The organism is Bradyrhizobium sp. CCBAU 21365, from assembly GCF_015291305.1.
Lineage (GTDB): Bacteria > Pseudomonadota > Alphaproteobacteria > Rhizobiales > Xanthobacteraceae > Bradyrhizobium > Bradyrhizobium elkanii.
On record NZ_CP030036.1, the window covers coordinates 8,602,227 to 8,618,061 of the forward strand.

Sequence of the window (15,835 nt, forward strand, 5' to 3'; positions counted from 1 at the left end):
GGAGATTCGGCCTTCATGCATATTGTTTGCCCGCATTGTACAACATCCTACGCCATCAATCCGGCCACCTTGGGCGAGGCCGGACGCACCGTCCGTTGTTCCCGCTGCCGGGAGGTCTGGCTGGCCCGGCCGGAGGACGCCATCGGGGCGACCGCGCCCACTCTGGCCTATCAGTCCGCCGGTTCCGATCTCGCCGCCGAATGGGAGGCCATGGGCCGGGAGGAGGCTGACGCGACCCCGGTGGTCGAGAGCCCGTCGATTTCGGCCGATTTGCCCGCCGAGGGCAGCGACGCCGCCTCGGAATGGCCGGCGCTGGCCGAGGCCGATGCCGCAGCCCATGCCGACGCCGGGGACGCCGGAACCAGGGGTCGTTTCCGCCTGCCCCGGCTTCCCCGCCTGTTCCGCCTGCTTGCCGTACCCCGAATTCCGTTCATGCCCGTGATCGGCGCCCTGCCGACCACCTGCGGCGCCATGGCGGCGCTGATCATTGCCCTGTTCGTCTGGCGCAACGACGTGGTGCGGCTGCTGCCGCAGACCGCGCTGTTCTACAAGATGGCCGGACTCGACGTGAATTTGCGCGGGCTCGCCTTCAAGGATCTCAAGATCACCAACGAGACCGTGGACGGCAAGCCGGTGCTGGTGATCGCGGGCATGATCGTCGGCCAGACCAGGAAACCGGTCGAATTGCCGCGGCTGCGCTTCTCGGTCCGCGACGCCCTGGGCGCCGAAATCTATGCCTGGAACGCCGTGCTGGAGCAGCCGGTGCTCCATCCTGGCGAGCGGGCCTTCTTCAAGTCGCGCCTCGCCTCGCCGCCGCCCGAAGGCCGCAATATCGACGTACGATTCTTCAACAAGCGTGATCTCACCGGCGGCCGCGCGTGAGCCGCCGGTCAACTCTATCGGGAACCGACCAATCACCATGACGCGTGTTCTGATCGCCGACGACGAAGACTCGATGCGCTCGCTGGTGGCGCGCGCCATCGCCATGGACGGCCACGAAACCGTGACCGCGCAGGATGGCGCCGAGGCGCTGGAGGTGCTGACGCGCGACGAAGGCGCGTTCGACCTTCTGCTCACCGACATCCAGATGCCCGTGATGGACGGCATCGCACTGGCGCTGACCGCGGCGCGCGACTTCCCTGCGTTGAAGATCCTGCTGATGACCGGCTTCGCCCATCAGCGCGAGCGCGCCTCCGGCCTCGAGGCGATCGTGCATGACGTGGTGACGAAACCGTTCTCGGTGGCCGATATCCGCACCGCAGTCGCGGACGCGCTGGCGGCGCGGAAGGCCAGCTAGGTTTACGAGTTCAACTCGGAAAGCATGCCCGGGCGGTCAGCGTCACCGGGGACAGATTGAGAAATTGTGCAAATTGAAATGCATAACTCGCGCTGACCACGTTGCCGCAGGCTGACGTGGAATAGGTGAAGGTCTGCGCCGGAAGCGTGAGGCCGAACGCCTGCTGCGCGGCGTAATTCGTGATGGCGCTGCCGCTTGGACAGAGCGTGCTGTTGACGGTCGCGCAACGTGCCGCCATTTCCGTACCGTGCTGCAGCCCGAGCTGGGTCCAGAACAGCAGTCCGAATTCGATGATGCCAAATATGAACAGGAAGAACACGGGAGCGGTCAGGGCGAATTCCAGCGCCGAGGCCCCTCGATTGTCCCGCCATAGCGTTGTGAGTTTCACTGCAGCCTCGCAGTGGACTGGGCGCTATAGGTGTATGAGGCCGCGACAATCTGATAATTGATCAGCGTGTAGTAGGTCCCTTGCGCCGAAACCATGGCGTATGTTCCGGCCTGCGCGCCGCTGGCGCAGACCGCACCGCAACTGACGGTGCTGACCCCCGAACTGGTCGGGCACCCGCAAAACTGGTACGGCTTGGGCGAAGCGCTGATGGCCGTGGAATTCGTGGCGGCTGTCACGGCGCTGGTAACGCCAGTCTCGTCAAAGCCGCGCACGATGGCGTATTGCGCTCCCGCCTGCGCGGCATTCTCGACCTGCATCTTGCGATAGAGTGCAAGCCCAATGTCGGTCACCGAGACGACCATCAGAGACAGCAACGGGATCATGATGCCGAATTCGATGGCCGCGACGCCGCGTCTGTCGTGAACGGCGGCGCTCATGCGCCGTGTCAGAGAGCAAAGCAACCCGCCGTGGCGCGTGGGTGAGGATTTCTGGATTTGCATCGGGGCCAACCTCATTCGATGAGTTGCGCGGTTTGCGAGCCGATCGTCGCGGTGCCGAGCGCCGAACAATTGACCTGAAGGTTCGACGTGCCGCTGAACGTCAGGGTATCGGCGATGATCTTGGTGCAGGATGTGCTGGTGCCGTTACCACCACCGAAGCTGAGGTTGACCTTTGGCAGGTAGATGGCACCGCCGAAGTTCTGGGTGGCGCCACCCGTGAGATTGAAAGCGGTCCCGGCCGGCATGTTGCGGTCGCCATACATGACGATGCCCTTCGTGGAGCCCGAGGTCGGCGCCGTCAGATCGATGATCGCGTTGCTGCCGATCGAAGCCGTGCCCCACTTGCTTCCCGAGCCCGTAAAGACCAGGGTCACGCCGCTGCCCGTGATCGTGGCGTTGCCCGCGACGCTCAGGTTCGAGCCGTCCAGGTAATAAATGCCCGGATCGAGGTTCAGCGTTGCGCCGGCATTCACGGTAATGCTGCCCGAGTAGCAGCCGGGACTGAGCGAGTTCGTCTTGCCGTTGGAATTGACCGTGATCTTGGCATTCGAGCAGCTCGGCTTCGACGGCGGAGAGACGTTCGCATACGGGTCAGCCATCGGCTGCACGTGCGTCTTGACGCCGTTGGTGGCGGTGATGTTGCTGGCGCCGGAGACGTCGCCGACGACGCCGACCTGATTCGCAGAGACGGTCGCGCTGCCAGCCACGTTGAGCGATGGGCTTGCACCCGAGTTGCTGTAAAGGTTGCACTTGATCAGGTTGAGCTGGTTGCCGCCGCTCACGTTGACCGCAGGGCTGGCGCTGGCGTTGAGCGCAAGCACGCAGCCCGTCCCGGAATTCGGCAGCGCGACCGCGCGCGCGGTGACCGGCACCGGGGCCGAGCCGAACAAGGCCGACAGCAACCGCTGTTGCGGTTGGCTCACGATGACTTCGACCGCCTGCAGGTTCGACGTCTGACTGCCGGTCTTCGGCGGTTGATTCACTGTGACCGTGACGTTGTTCGCCCCGTTCGCGTAACCGTAGTTTGCCGTGACCGCATTGGCTTCGGACAAAAGGTCGGCACCTGCACTTGCCGCCGTTGCGGCGCTTACCGCGCCGGAGTCGGCGGCACTCTGCATGTTCTTATGTTTGTAGTACCACCATCCCACTTCGGTACCGAGCCCTGCCGTGCCGACCAGGACCGGCATGAGCAGCGCTGAAATGATGACATAGCTGCCCGACTGGTCTCGAGCGAAGTGTCGAAACAGGCAGGTCTTCCGTTGGTGCCGGCGAGTAATACCCAATGGCCGACTTGACGATGCAATGAATAAACGGCTGTGCCTCATGTGCTCTCCTGAGACGCTTGCCAATTTTCAGAAGTACGGTGACGCAAGCGACTTAAATGCGCGCCAACGGGAACCCTGCAATTTTAATGAAATTGTGCGAAACCGGCGAACGCCCCGCGGACCCGATCGCACTGATTGGAGCGAGAGGTGCGTCGCCCGCAGAAGCCGACGTCTGCCGGCTTACGACCGTCGTGCAGATTCCGCATCATGCCCGCGCGAGCGCGGCATCCGGCTTGCCACGGCCGTTCGATTCAGGCGCCGATGTCTCTTGAATGCCGTCACCCGCTTTCGCGGCGACAGTCGAGGACGAGGCGCGGGCCTCAATAATCCTTCAGCAGCCGCTCGATGTAGTCGAGTTCGATCTGCGGCCGCGACGGATCGGCGAGGCGGCGGCGCAGCTCTTCGAGGATGCGGCGGACGCGCTGCACGTCGATCTCGCCGGGGATCTTCACCGTGTAATCGTCGCCGAATTCGCGGCCGTGCAGCGGACGGCCGAGCGGATCGGTCTGGTTGCCGCCGCTCTGCTGGCGGCCGGCGCGGTTGCCGGGGCTGTCGCCCGGCTGGTCGCCATCGCCCTGCTGCATCGCGTCGGCGAGGCTCTGGGCGCCCTTGCGCAGCGCATCGAGCGCGCGGCCCTGCGAATCTACCGCACCGTCGGCATTGCCCTCGCCGAGCCGCCCGGAGGCGTCGCCCATCGCGGAATCGGCCTGGTCGAGCCCATCATCGCCGTCATCGCCCTGGTCGCCGCCTTGATCGCCCTGCTGCGCCTGGTCGCCCTTCTGACCCTGACCTTTCTGGCCCTTCTGGCCGCGCTGGTCCGGTCCCATGCCGCGCTTGGCGAGCTCTTCCTGCAGCTTCTTCAGGCGATCGCGCAGCGCCTGCTGGTCCTGCTGCAGGTCGCCCATCGACTGCTCGCCCTGCTTGCCGCGCATGCGGTCGCGGCGGGAATCCTGGCCCTGCTTGAAGGTCTTGTCGCGCAATTGCTGCTGCTTGCGGATCATGTCGCCGAGCTCGTTGAGCGACTGCTGCATGTCGTCGTCGCCCTGATTGGGCTGGGCCATCTGCAGGTTTTCCAGCATCTGCTGCATCTGCTCGAGCAGTTGCCGCGCCGCATCCTTGTCGCCGGAGCGTGACAGCCGCTCCATGCGATCGAGCATGTTCTTGAGGTCCTGCTGGCTCAGCACCTTGGCATTGGGATCGAGCGGCCGCGCGAGCTGCTGCGGATTGTTGCGGAACTGCTCGACCATCTGGCGCAGGAAATTGTCCAGCGCCGCGCGCAGATTGTCGGTGAGCTTCTTGATCTCCTCGTCGGTCGCGCCGCGCTCCAGCGCCTGCTTGAGCGCGTCCTGCGCCGCGCGCAGCGCCTTGTCGACGTCGGAGATGTTGCCGTCCTCGATGGTGACGGCGAGCGACCACAGGCTGGCGACCACCTCGCGCAATTGGTCGTCGGTGCGCGCCGCCTCGAGCTGGCGGCTCACGGTGTGCAGACCAAGGTAATAGCCGGTCTCCGGCATGAACATTTCGGGCGCGATCATCAGCGCCTCCAGCGCGGCGAACACCTGGCCGTTCTGGTTGGCGTCGAGCGCCAGGATACGGCGCTGCTCGATCAGCGCGCGCGCCAGCGGCTTGGTGAACAGGCGCTCCGGCAGCCGCATGTTGAACGGCTCGCTCTTGCCCTCATTGCCGGCCTCGTCCTTGGCCGTCAGCGTCAAGGTCACGTCGGCGCCGGCATAGGGGTCTTCACTGAGGTCCTTCACGGTCTGGCCGACGCCGTTGCGGGTGCGCGCATTCGGCAGCACCAGCGCGAATTGCGGCGGCTCGAACAGCGGCCGCGGCTGCGCGGATTTGCCGTCGGCATCCTTCTTGCTGTCGGCCTCCTTCGGCGCATCGGTCGGCCGCGCCATGAACTGCGCGCGCGCTTCGCTGACGCCGTAATCGTCCTCGAGCCGGTAGGACATTTGCAGCGCGCCGCGCGCCTGCCGCTCCGGATCCTTGGTGAGCGCAATCGACGGCGGGCGGTCCGGCGTCGCGGTGAATTTCCACTGCGGCTGGCCGGCCGGCGCACGGACATGCGCGGTGCCGTCGCCGGTGATCTTGAAATGCCGCTCGTTGGTGCCCTTGGGCGCCTGCCCGTCCGGCGCGACCTCGGTCACACCGCCACCGACGACGACGTCAATGCTGCCGCCGCTGGAGCGCACCAGGAGCGTGCTGCCGGCCGGGACCGCGAGCGGGGTGGTGTCGGCCGCGTTGGCGTCCTTGTTGGCGTTCGACAGAATGATCGGCGGCTTGCCGGTGTAGTTAGGCGGCGTCACCCAGGCATCGACCCGGACATTGGCCGGCGCCATGATGCCGTTCCAGTCGAATGCGGAGGCGACCCGCAGGCCGCGCTCATCGCCGGCGGCGACATAGCTCGCGACCAGCATCACGATGACCAGCGCGCGCAGCGCCCAGGGGTCGTACAGCGAGACGCGCGGCCGCGGCAGCCCGGCGCGGATGCGCTTGATCGAGGCCAGCGTGCGCTCGCGCTGCGCCTGCCACAGCGCCAGCGCAAACGGGTCCTTGTTGGTGAGCGTGTCGGAGAGCGTGGTCGCCGGGCGATGGCGAATGCCGGCGCCGCGGTCGAGCCGGCTCAGGCCCTCCTCACGGCTCGGCCAGCGGAAGCGCACCAGCGGCGACAGCGCCGCGAGCGCAGCTATGCCGAACAGGCCGGCACCGGCCACGCGTGCGACAAACGGCAGCACCAGCCATAGGCCGGCCCAGGACGCGACCAGGAACAATCCTGCGATCGTCAGGAATCGCGCCAGATGCGGCCAGGCCCGTTCCCACCCAATCGCGAACCTTGCCCGCTGCAGAGCCTCCGTGAGTCTCTGTTGCGTCAGTTTCAGCCGCGCGACCGCATCGCTGTCGCGGACGGCGCGTGACGGGTCAGAGGGCTCGATGTTGGCTCCGCTCAATAAAATCTCCGGGGTAGCCGGCAGGTCAGCCTAGCACGGCGGCGGCTTTGAGGCACCCGTTCCAGGGCGTAACCCACACCGGGAAATACGCATAACACGAAGGCGTGACTGCGGCGGTTCGACCCCGTAACGTCCCGGCCGAACCATCGCATTAACGCATGAGGAACGCGATATGGACCAAAAAACGCACGACAAGGGGCTGGAAATCCGCAAGGCGGTGCTGGGCGAAGCCTATGTCAACAATGCGCTGAAGAATTCGGACAGCTTCAACAAGCCATTCCAGGAACTCGTCACCGAATATTGCTGGGGCGCGGTCTGGGGCCGCGAGGAACTGCCGCGCAAGACCCGCAGCATGCTCAACCTCGCCATGATCTCGATCCTGAACCGGCCGCACGAATTGAAGGCCCACATCAAGGGCGCGCTGACCAACGGCGTGTCCCGCGACGAAATCCGCGAGATCTTCATGCAGGTCTCGATCTATGCCGGCATCCCGGCCGGCGTCGACAGCTTCCGCATCGCGCGCGAGGTGTTCGCCGAACTCGACAACAAGGCGTGAGGCATTGCTGGCTCACCGCCGTCGTCCTGGCGAAAGCCAGGACCTATAACCACAGGCCTTGGTGGTGGGAACACGCTGGGGCTCCAGCGGAGCACAGCAATCAAGCGCGGTGGTAATGGGTCCCGGCCTTCGCCGGGACGACAGTGAATGTGGGGCATGCGGCTCCGCACATAACGACGCAGAGGAAACGACTCATGGAAATCGGATTCATCGGCCTCGGGAAGATGGGCCTCCCGATGGCGCGCCGGCTGATCGAGGCCGGCCACAAGCTCACCGTGTTCGACACCAGCAAGGACGCGCTCGACAGGCTGGTTGCGCTCGGCGCGGTGGCCGCAACCTCGCCCAAGGACATCGCCGACCGCGTCGAGACCGTGATGGCGAGCCTGCCCTCCCTGCAGGCTTCGCTCGAAGTCGCAACCGGCGCGGGCGGCGTGATCGAGGGCACGCGCGTCAAACGCTTCATCGACCTCTCCACCGTCGGCTCGCAGATGGCGGTGAAGATCCACGATCTGCTGGCCAAGAAGAACATCGTGCAGATCGACAGCCCGGTCTCCGGCGGCGTCTCCGGCGCCGAGAAGGGCACGCTGGCGGTGATGGTGTCGGGCCCGCGGGCCGATTTCGAGCTGGTGAAGGGCGCGCTCGACGTCATCGGCAAGGTGTTCTTCATCGGCACCAAGCCGGGCTCCGGCCAGACCATGAAGCTCGCCAACAACTTCCTGTCCGCGACCGCGATGGTGGCGACCTCGGAGGCTGTTGTGATGGGCGTCAAGTCCGGGCTCGATCCGGCCGTGATGATCGACGTCATCAATGCCGGCTCCGGGCTGAACACCGCGAGCCGCGACAAGTTTCCGCGTTCGGTGTTGCCGCGCAGCTTCGACTTCGGCTTCGCCACCGGCTTGATGGTGAAGGACGTGCGGCTTGCGGTCGAGGAAATGCGTTCGCTCGGGCTTTCGATGGAAGTCGCCGAAGCGGTCGGCCGGCTCTGGGAAGTCATCATCCGCGACGAGGGACCGGATTCGGACTTCACCGCCGCGATCAAGCCGATCGAGAAGGCCGCGGGCGTGATCGTCGGCGGCGGCAAGGCTGGCGCGCACGCCGCGAAGTAAGCGTCGTCGTCCTGGCGAAAGCCAGGACCCATTACCCCCGGCGTTCGTGGTGAGGGAAGCTGGGGCCACAGCGCCGCAAGACAAGCGGTAGTGGTGGTTATGGGTCCTGGCCGTCGCCAGGACGACACCATTGATGTGGCGCGCTTAGCACCTCACAACCACGGCGCGGGCTTGTCCATCGCGATCAGGGCGTCGACGTCGATGCGCGGGCGGACCACGGCGTACTGGTCGTCCTTGACCAGCACTTCCGGCACCAGAGGTCGCGTGTTGTAGGTGCCGGACTGCACCGCGCCATAGGCGCCGGCGGTCATGATCGCCAGCAGATCGCCGGCCTTCGGCTGCGGCAGCGCGCGGTCGAGCGCGAGGTAATCGCCGGTCTCGCAGACCGGCCCGACCACGTCGGCGATCATGGTCGGAGTGCCGGGCGCAGGCTGGCGCACCGGCAGAATGTCGTGATGCGCTTCATACAGCGTCGGCCGGATCAGGTCGTTCATCGCGGCGTCGATGATGACGAAGTTCTTCGCATCGCCCGGCTTCACATGGACGACGCGGGTGACGAGGATGCCGGCATTGCCGACGATCATGCGGCCCGGCTCGAACATCAGCGTGCAGCCGAGATTGTGCGTGACGCGCTTGACCATCGCCGCATAGGCGTCCGGCGCCGGCGGCGCGGCGCGATCCATGTAATAGGGGATGCCGAGGCCGCCGCCGAAATCGACATGCGAGATGTCGTGGCCGTCGGCGCGCAGCGTCTGCACGAATTCGGCGAGCAGGCGGAAAGCGACCTCCAGCGGCCCGAGATCGGTGATCTGGCTGCCGATATGCACATCGGTGCCGGTGACCTTGATGCCCGGCAGCTTTGCCGCGCGGGCATAGACCTCGCGGGCGCGCGCGATCGGAATGCCGAACTTGTTCTCGGACTTGCCGGTCGAAATCTTGGCATGGGTGCCGGCATCGACATCCGGATTGACCCGCACCGAGATGCGGGCCGTCTTGTTCATCTCGACCGCGAGACGCGACAGCATCTCGAGCTCCGGCTCGGACTCGATATTGATGCAGAGGATGTCGGTGGCGAGCGCGGCGCGCAGCTCGCCCTCGGTCTTGCCGACCCCGGAGAACACGATCTTCGAGGGCGGAATCCCGGCCGCCAGCGCCCGCTTCAACTCGCCGCCGGACACCACGTCGGCGCCGGCGCCGAGCTTGGCCAGCGTGCGCAGCACCGACTGGTTGGAATTCGCCTTCATGGCGTAGCAGACCAGCGCCTTCTCACCGGCGAAGGCTTCGGTGAAGACGCGGTAGTGGCGCTCCAGCGTCGCGGTCGAATAGCAATAGAACGGCGTGCCGACGGCCTCCGCCAGCTCAATGAGATTGACCGCCTCGGCATGCAGCACGCCGTTGCGATAGTCGAAATGGTTCATGACACGCTTTTAGATACTAATTGCCGAGCAGCGGATCGAGGATGAAGGGCCGTTTATTGCCTCGCGGCGCGGCCGGCGCAGCCTCCGAGCCATAGGTCGGATTGAACACGCTGGGCTGCGCTGCCCGCTCGCTCTCGGTGTCGCTCGGTGCAGCGCCCGGCGCGACGTTCGCGGTCGGCGGCAGGTCGAGCGGTCCCTTGCGGCCGCAGCCGCCGAGCGCCAGTGCTGATACGCCCAGCACAATGATGGCCCATCCCGAGGGGGTCAGGCGGTTCTTGCTAATCACGACGAATTCCCCAATTCGGGCGGCACCATACAAACATTGGCGTGCTCTGGCGAGAGGCGGAGCGCCATGAAATCACGGCCAAATTTTCCGGTTCAGCCCAATTTTCGCTCTTTTTCCAGCCGCTTGGCCCAGCTCTTCGCCTGCGCCATCACATTCTTCGGCGCCGTGCCGCCGAACGAGGTCCGGCTCTGCACCGAGGATTCGACGCTGAGCACCTTCAGCGCGTCGGCCGTGATCTTCGGCTCGACCTCCTGCATGGCCTTGAGCGGCAGCTCGTGCAGGGCCACGCCCTGCTTCGAGGCCAGGCCGACGATGCGCCCGGTGACGTGGTGGGCGTCGCGGAAGGGCATTTTCAGGGTGCGGACCAGCCAGTCGGCGAGGTCGGTCGCGGTGGCATAGCCCTCGCCCGCGGCGGCCTTCATCTTCGCCTCGTCCGGCACCAGGTCCTCGACCATGCCGGTCATGGCGCGAATTGCCAGCGACAGAGCCTCGAAAGCCTCCATCGCGCCCTGCTTGTCCTCCTGCATGTCCTTTTGATAGGCGAGCGGCAAGCCCTTCATCACGATCAGGAGCGCCGTCAGCGCGCCGATCACGCGGCCGGTCTTGGCACGCACCAGCTCGGCCGCGTCCGGATTGCGCTTCTGCGGCATGATCGACGAGCCGGTGGTGAACTTGTCGCTGAGCTTGACGAGGCCGACCAAGGGCGAGGTCCAGATCACGATCTCCTCGGCAAAGCGCGACATGTGCACGGCGCAGATCGCCGCCGCCGACAGCGTCTCCAGCACGAAATCGCGGTCGGACACCGCGTCGAGCGAATTGGCCATCGGACGGTCGAAGCCGAGCGCCTTGGCGGTCGCGGCGCGGTCGATCGGAAACGAGGTGCCCGCGAGCGCAGCCGCTCCCAGCGGCGATTCGTTCAGCCGCTTGCGCGCGTCGGCAAAGCGGCCACGGTCGCGGCCGGCCATCTCGACATAGGCCAGGAGATGATGGCCGAAGGTGACGGGCTGCGCGGTCTGCAGATGGGTGAAGCCCGGCATCACCGTGCCGGCATGCTCCAGCGCGCGGGCGACCAGCGCCTGCTGGAACGCGGCCAGCGCCGCATTGGTCTCATCGATGGTGTCGCGGACATAGAGCCGGAAATCGGTCGCGACCTGGTCGTTGCGCGAGCGCGCGGTGTGCAGCCGGCCCGCCGCGGGCCCGATCAATTCGGACAGCCGCGACTCGACATTCATATGAATGTCCTCGAGCGCGCGCTTGAAATCGAAATCGCCCTTGCCGATCTCTGACAAAATCGTGTCTAGACCTTTGCCGATATTTTTCGCATCAGCTGACGTGATGATGCCTTGCGCGGCGAGCATCGCGGCGTGGGCCTTGGACGCGGCAATGTCCTGGGCATAAAGGTGACGGTCGACGTCGATGGAGACGTTGATTTCCTCCATGATCGCGTCGGGACGTTCCGAGAACCGGCCGCCCCACATCTTGTTGCTCATGACATCTCGCTCACGAATTCGTATTTCAGCCTTGCGGTTTCATGGCCGGAGGCGGCGAAACAGCACCGCAGTTCCGGTCGTATTCCCGGCACTGCTTAGCCACATCTGACCCAGGATGACAAACGATATGCCCGAGACGACCCCACCCAACCCGACCGCCAGGCCGACCGCCAAGTGGCGTATCCCGCTGGTGATCGGCGCCGTGCTGGCCGGGGCCGTGATCGGCTATGTCGGGGTCTCCAGCCTCAAGCATCCCGCGGGCGGCGATATCGCCTGCAACAGCGCGGTGGCTCTGGCGAAGAAGATCGCTCCGCTCGCCCATGGCGAGGTCGCGGCGCTGACCATGGCAACCACCCCCTTGAGGCTGCCCGACCTGACCTTCGAGGATGCCAACGGCCAGCCGAAGAAGCTCTCGGACTGGCGCGGCAAGACCGTGCTGGTCAATTTGTGGGCGACCTGGTGCGTGCCCTGCCGCAAGGAAATGCCGGCGCTCGACAGCCTGCAGACCAAGCTCGGCGGCAAGGATTTCGAGGTGGTCGCGATCAACATCGACACCCGCGACCCGGACAAGCCGAAAAACTTCCTGAAAGAGGCCAATCTGACCAATCTCGGCTATTTTTCGGATCAGAAAGCCAAGGTTTTTCAGGACCTTAAGAACATAGGCAAGGCGCTGGGCATGCCGACCTCGGTGCTGGTCGACGGCCAGGGCTGCGAAATCGCCAATATCGCCGGTCCCGCCGAATGGGCGAGCGACGACGCGATCAAGCTGGTGAAGGCGGCGCTAGCCCCGGCCGCAGCCGGGTTCTGATCAGGCGACGGCGTTGAGGTTGTCGCCGATACCGGGCGACAAATTCGCGGTGGAAGGCGTGCCGAGCAGGGTCTGAACCGCGAACTTCTCGGCGTCGAGGTTCTGCTTCGTGACGCGGGTCGCGATCTCACCCTGCAAATTGCCCTGCTGCATCGACAAGATGCTGGTGACCATGCTCATCATGTCCATACGCGGCACTCCCAAAACTGGGGTTTGAGGTAACGCGCGAAAGTTAATGCTTGGGTAATCGATCGCCGCGTCAGGCTGACGCATCGGCCTCGAAGGTCCCGCTCGCTCGATGATCCGCGTCTCAGGCCGCGTTCGCCGCGAAGGCCGCGCCGAGGGTGCGCAGCGCCTGCCGTGTCCGCGCGTCAGACAGCTTTGAGTGCAGCACCACATCGCGGGACGGCAGCGGCGGCAGGCCAAGCTTTGGCCCGAGGTCGACGGTATCGGCCGGCGCCACCCGGCGCGCCAGCGCGGCAACCGCAAGGCCCGCGGAGAGCGCAGCTCCGATCGTCGACAGCCCGCCGCCGACGAATGCCTCGGTCCAGGCGATGCCGGCGGCGTCGAGAACTTCGATCGTCATGGCCCGCACGCTGCACGGCTCGGCTTGCGTGGCGAGGCGCAACGGCTCGCCCGGCCGATGGTGAAAATCAGGCGCGGCCATCCAGCCGAACAATTCCTCGAACAGCACGTCGCCATCGCGGCGCTTGGCGTCATGGCGAAGCACGATCGCCGCATCGAGCTTGCCGTCGTCGAATGCGCTGAGCACCGAACGCGACGTATCGACGTGCAGCTGAATCACCACCCCGGGATCGGTGGTGTTCATCCGCTTCAGCAGCGAGGCCAGCTCCGATCCGACGATGTGGTGGCTGATGCCGACGACCAATCGCCGATGCTCGACGGCAAACGAGCCGATCGCCGATTGATGCGCGGCAACCAGATTGCGCGCGGCGCCGAGGAAGGCGGCACCTTCAGCTGACAGCCGAACCAGCCGCGGCGTTCGCTCCAGCAGCCGCCGGCCGAGGCCGTCCTCCAGCCGCCTGATCTTCAGGCTGATCGCGGACTGCGTGGTCTCCATCGCCTGCGCCGCGCGCGTGAAGCTGCTGAGATCGGCGACCAGCACAAAGGCCTGCACTGCCTCGATATCGAGTGCTTTCATGGCCATACATTTAAAATCAAAATCATTGAAATACTATTCCATACGATTTTTCAATGATCAAGAAGCTCCTAGGTTGGGTCGAACCCGACAGGAGAACCGCCGTGGCGCCCGCTTCAGCCATCCCATCCGTCTTGCCATCCGTCTTGCCATCCCTCTCGCCGCGGATGAGCGGCATCAAGGCGTCGCCCGCGTCGGTGCTGCGGCGCCGTGCCCGCGAACTTCGCGCGGCCGGCCGCGACATCATCGAGCTGTCGTCCGGCAATCTGGACTTCCCGACGCCGGATCACGTGATCGCGGCGGCGCATCAAGCGGCATTGCGCGGCGAGACCCGTTACACCGATGTCGACGGCACGCCGGAGCTGAAGCGGGCGGTGCGGGCCGCGCTGCTGCGCGACCATCATCTCGACTACAGGCTGGATGAGATCGTCATCACCAACGGCTCGACGCAGGCGCTGTTCAACGCGCTGCTGACGACGCTGGCGCCTGACGACGAGGTGATCATCCCCGCACCCTATTGGGCGCCCTATCTCGATCAGGTGCGGCTTGCCGGCGCGGCGCCGGTGGTGGTGCCGTGCGCGCAGAACAACGGCTTCAAGCTGCGCGCGGAGGATTTGCAGGCTGCGATTTCGGCGCGAACCCGCTGGATCATCGTCAACAATCCGGTCAACCCGTCCGGCGCGCTGTATTCGCGCGAGGATCTGTCCGAGATCGCCGCGGTCCTGGTGCGGCATCCGGACATCTGGGTGCTGGCCGACGGGCTCTACGAGCACATCGTGTTCCATGGCGCGCCCGCGCCGACGCTTGCGGAAATCGAGCCGCGCCTCAAACCGCGGACGCTGACCGTCAGCAGCCTCGCCAAGAGCTACGCCATGATGGGATGGCGCATCGGCTATGCCGCCGGACCATCGACGCTGATTCGCGAGATGATCACCATCCAGTCGCAGACCACGTCCGGCGCCTCGTCGATCAGCCAGGCGGCGGCGGTTGCCGCGCTCGACGGCGCGCAGGATGTGCTGCTTGAGCGCGCCGCCATCCTTCGCGCCAAGCGTGACCACTTTGCCGAACTCGTGAACGAATGCGCCGGGCTGTCCTGCACGCCGCCGGAAGGCACGTTCTATCTGCTGGTCGCCTGCGCCGGCGTGATCGGCAAGCGCGCGCCGGATGGCAGAGTGATCCGGACCGACCGCGATTTCTCGGCCTATCTGCTCGAGGCGGCCGATGTGGTGGTGTTTGCCGGCGAGGATCTCGGGCTGTCGCCCTATATCCGCGTCAGCTTCGCCAACCCGTCAGCGACCATCGAGGAGGCTGCAAGGCGGCTGAAGCGCGCCTGCGCGGCACTGCAATGACGCCTCACGCACACAGCCAGCATCTCGCGCTGGCGGCGCATCTGCTCGGACTTGGAACGGGTGTGGCTGTCATCGCAGGTCTCGTGCCCGCAGCGCTCGCGCTCTTGCGGACACTGATCTGAAACGAGAGAGGTGATTACCGCGTCGGGATCGGCTTGTCGCCGCGATAGTCGTAGAAGCCGCGCTGGCTCTTGCGTCCGAGCCAGCCGGCTTCGACATACTTCACCAGCAGCGGGCACGGCCGGTATTTGGAGTCGGCCAATCCCTCGTGCAGCACCTGCATGATCGACAGGCAGGTGTCGAGACCGATGAAATCGGCGAGCTCGAGCGGGCCCATCGGATGGTGCGCGCCGAGCTTCATCGCGGCGTCGATCGCCTCGACGTTACCGACGCCTTCATACAGCGTGTAGATCGCCTCGTTGATCATCGGCAACAGAATGCGGTTGACGATGAAGGCGGGGAAATCTTCCGACACCGCGACCTGCTTGCCGAGCTTGGCGACGAACGCCTTGGCGGTGTCGAAGGTCATGTCGTCGGTGGCGATGCCGCGGATCAGCTCGACCAGCTCCATCGCCGGCACCGGATTCATGAAATGAATGCCGATGAATTTCTCCGGGCGGTCGGTCGAGGCGGCGAGCCTTGTGATCGAGATCGACGACGAGTTGGTCGCGACGATCGCTTCCGGCTTCAGCACCGCGCAGACCTCATGGAAGATCTTGCGCTTGGTCTCTTCCTTCTCGATCGCGGTCTCGATCACGAGATCGCAATCGGCGAGCGCGTCGAGCGACTCGGCGGAGGTGATGCGGTCGAGCGCCTGCTTGCGGTCGGTCTCGCTGATCGCCTTCTTGGCGACCTGGCGGGTCAGATTGCCGTTGATGGTCGCCAGCGCCGACTTCAGCCGGTCGCCGGACACGTCGTTGAGCACCACGTCGAAGCCGGCCAGCGCCGCCACATGGGCAATGCCATTGCCCATCTGACCCGAACCGATCACGCCGACCTTTTTGATTGCCACCGTCATCTTGTCATCCACCGGAACGGCGCGCACATCGCGCCTGCCCAATTCCAACGATACCCGAAGTAAAGCCTTCCGGGTTGCCCAATCCGCCGGAAAACGTTTCCCGGGACCATGATGTGATGACAGGTCATCACACCCGGGTCCCATTTCCCCTGTCGAGCATGATCCTTTCGGAAAAACGTTT

17 protein-coding genes are annotated in these 15,835 nt (G+C 65.3%); 7 read left to right on the forward strand and 10 right to left on the reverse strand.

Annotated elements, in window-relative coordinates:
* Positions 1-15 precede the first annotated feature (15 nt).
* Both XI02_RS40695 and XI02_RS40700 read left to right on the forward strand, forming a co-directional pair.
* On the forward strand, positions 16-882 hold the full coding sequence (locus XI02_RS40695) for an MJ0042-type zinc finger domain-containing protein (protein ID WP_172646692.1): 867 nt from the start codon (positions 16-18) through the stop codon (positions 880-882).
* Positions 883-919: 37 nt separating this feature from the next.
* Positions 920-1,297: a response regulator gene (locus XI02_RS40700; RefSeq protein WP_028340383.1), complete on the forward strand. Its 378-nt coding sequence runs from the start codon at positions 920-922 to the stop codon at positions 1,295-1,297.
* 10 nt (positions 1,298-1,307) lie between these two features.
* Here the strand turns inward: XI02_RS40700 and XI02_RS40705 are convergent, their stop codons facing one another.
* The 4 genes from XI02_RS40705 to XI02_RS40720 form a co-directional block, all read right to left on the reverse strand.
* Positions 1,308-1,685, reverse strand: coding sequence for a TadE/TadG family type IV pilus assembly protein (locus tag XI02_RS40705; RefSeq protein WP_244980929.1), 378 nt, complete (start codon positions 1,683-1,685; stop codon positions 1,308-1,310).
* Positions 1,682-2,122 (reverse strand): TadE/TadG family type IV pilus assembly protein, encoded by a 441-nt coding sequence (locus tag XI02_RS40710; RefSeq protein ID WP_172646691.1) that lies wholly within the window; start codon positions 2,120-2,122, stop codon positions 1,682-1,684. The genes XI02_RS40705 and XI02_RS40710 overlap by 4 nt, the downstream gene beginning before the upstream one ends.
* 74 nt (positions 2,123-2,196) lie before the next feature.
* On the reverse strand, positions 2,197-3,510 hold the full coding sequence (locus XI02_RS40715; RefSeq protein ID WP_244980928.1) for a TadE/TadG family type IV pilus assembly protein: 1,314 nt from the start codon (positions 3,508-3,510) through the stop codon (positions 2,197-2,199).
* Positions 3,511-3,830: 320 nt separating this feature from the next.
* Complete coding sequence (locus tag XI02_RS40720; protein WP_172646690.1) at positions 3,831-6,464, reverse strand: TIGR02302 family protein; 2,634 nt, start codon at positions 6,462-6,464, stop codon at positions 3,831-3,833.
* A 172-nt stretch (positions 6,465-6,636) separates the two neighbouring features.
* On the opposite strand from XI02_RS40720, the gene XI02_RS40725 reads away from it, so the two are divergent.
* Both XI02_RS40725 and XI02_RS40730 read left to right on the forward strand, forming a co-directional pair.
* Positions 6,637-7,020, forward strand: a complete 384-nt coding sequence (locus XI02_RS40725) for a carboxymuconolactone decarboxylase family protein (protein WP_018268955.1) — start codon at positions 6,637-6,639, stop codon at positions 7,018-7,020.
* Positions 7,021-7,214: 194 nt separating this feature from the next.
* Positions 7,215-8,126 carry an NAD(P)-dependent oxidoreductase gene (locus tag XI02_RS40730; protein ID WP_172646689.1) on the forward strand — a complete coding sequence of 304 codons (912 nt, stop codon included), beginning with the start codon at positions 7,215-7,217 and terminating at the stop codon, positions 8,124-8,126.
* Between the two features lie 152 nt (positions 8,127-8,278).
* On the opposite strand, the gene lysA is transcribed toward XI02_RS40730, so the two are convergent.
* From lysA to argH, 3 genes are all read right to left on the reverse strand, one after another.
* Positions 8,279-9,544, reverse strand: a complete 1,266-nt coding sequence (gene lysA / locus XI02_RS40735) for a diaminopimelate decarboxylase (protein WP_172646688.1) — start codon at positions 9,542-9,544, stop codon at positions 8,279-8,281.
* Between the two features lie 16 nt (positions 9,545-9,560).
* Positions 9,561-9,830: a lipoprotein gene (locus XI02_RS40740; protein WP_018268957.1), complete on the reverse strand. Its 270-nt coding sequence runs from the start codon at positions 9,828-9,830 to the stop codon at positions 9,561-9,563.
* 92 nt (positions 9,831-9,922) lie between these two features.
* A complete protein-coding gene (gene argH / locus XI02_RS40745; protein WP_172646687.1) occupies positions 9,923-11,320 on the reverse strand; it encodes an argininosuccinate lyase in 1,398 nt (465 codons plus the stop codon).
* A gap of 127 nt (positions 11,321-11,447) precedes the next feature.
* Here argH and XI02_RS40750 point away from each other — a divergent pair, with 127 nt between their 5' ends.
* Positions 11,448-12,128, forward strand: coding sequence for a TlpA disulfide reductase family protein (locus tag XI02_RS40750; protein WP_069280208.1), 681 nt, complete (start codon positions 11,448-11,450; stop codon positions 12,126-12,128).
* Here the strand turns inward: XI02_RS40750 and XI02_RS40755 are convergent, their stop codons facing one another.
* Positions 12,129-12,317 (reverse strand): putative motility protein, encoded by a 189-nt coding sequence (locus XI02_RS40755; RefSeq protein ID WP_069280209.1) that lies wholly within the window; start codon positions 12,315-12,317, stop codon positions 12,129-12,131.
* A gap of 121 nt (positions 12,318-12,438) precedes the next feature.
* A complete protein-coding gene (locus XI02_RS40760) occupies positions 12,439-13,296 on the reverse strand; it encodes a LysR substrate-binding domain-containing protein (RefSeq protein ID WP_197971349.1) in 858 nt (285 codons plus the stop codon).
* Between the two features lie 95 nt (positions 13,297-13,391).
* Between XI02_RS40760 and XI02_RS40765 the strand changes: the two genes are divergently transcribed.
* The gene (locus XI02_RS40765; RefSeq protein ID WP_244980927.1) at positions 13,392-14,636 is read left to right on the forward strand and encodes a pyridoxal phosphate-dependent aminotransferase; all 1,245 of its coding nucleotides are present in this window, start codon (positions 13,392-13,394) and stop codon (positions 14,634-14,636) included.
* Positions 14,633-14,758 carry a hypothetical protein gene (locus XI02_RS46110; RefSeq protein ID WP_256438796.1) on the forward strand — a complete coding sequence of 42 codons (126 nt, stop codon included), beginning with the start codon at positions 14,633-14,635 and terminating at the stop codon, positions 14,756-14,758. Before XI02_RS40765 ends, XI02_RS46110 begins: the two co-directional genes overlap by 4 nt.
* Before the next feature lie 14 nt (positions 14,759-14,772).
* Here XI02_RS46110 and XI02_RS40770 read toward each other — a convergent pair whose 3' ends face one another.
* Positions 14,773-15,654, reverse strand: coding sequence for a 3-hydroxybutyryl-CoA dehydrogenase (locus XI02_RS40770; protein ID WP_026191882.1), 882 nt, complete (start codon positions 15,652-15,654; stop codon positions 14,773-14,775).
* Positions 15,655-15,835: the final 181 nt, after the last annotated feature.